Origin of the sequence: Streptococcus mitis (assembly GCF_946188585.1) — a bacterium.
Taxonomy (GTDB): domain Bacteria; phylum Bacillota; class Bacilli; order Lactobacillales; family Streptococcaceae; genus Streptococcus; species Streptococcus mitis_DG.
In genome coordinates this window covers 1-511 of the sequence record NZ_CAMHVI010000018.1, presented here as the reverse complement: position 1 = coordinate 511, position 511 = coordinate 1, and the positions used below count along the sequence as shown (strand labels likewise).

The window sequence follows — 511 nt, the reverse complement described above, 5'->3', positions numbered from 1 at the left end:
TCGCTGTATCACTTACCTTGTCCACTATATTCGCTGCCTTGGCTAGCTTGTTTAGTTTCGCAATCCCGACGAACACCTCCACTCCCAGCCAAACACCTGCCTCAAAACGATTGGCCGGCTCACCCGTAACAGGATCAATCCCTCGAGTAAGGCGAATCAAATTGTAATAATTCGTGAACTCACCAGCCATATGAATCAGACCTTGGCGACTTTTCTCCCAAAAAATCGCATTGCTTCGATTGATCTCCGCTTGAGAACGATGTCGTGCGCTGTTTAAGGTCTTATGATAATCGTACCGCTTGATTAATTCGTCAATGGCCTTAGGTTCTCCAGTATTAGCGCGATCAATCAAGTCCTTGGTCTTGGCATCCATTTCGTATGGTTGAAGAGGCGCCTCTGGTGGCAGTTTACTGTAGTAGTTATCTACCAACTCCTTAGCCAACTCATTTTGAAGCTGGACCTTATACTGAGCTGGATCCTTAGCAATATTATCCTTGACCTTTGAGACAAA

At 45.6% G+C, this 511-nt stretch carries 1 protein-coding gene; it reads right to left on the bottom strand.

Annotation, left to right across the window (positions count from 1 at the left end):
* A partial coding sequence (locus N8M66_RS09270; RefSeq protein ID WP_261047217.1) for a pre-toxin TG domain-containing protein occupies positions 1-511 on the bottom strand: 511 nt, incomplete at both ends.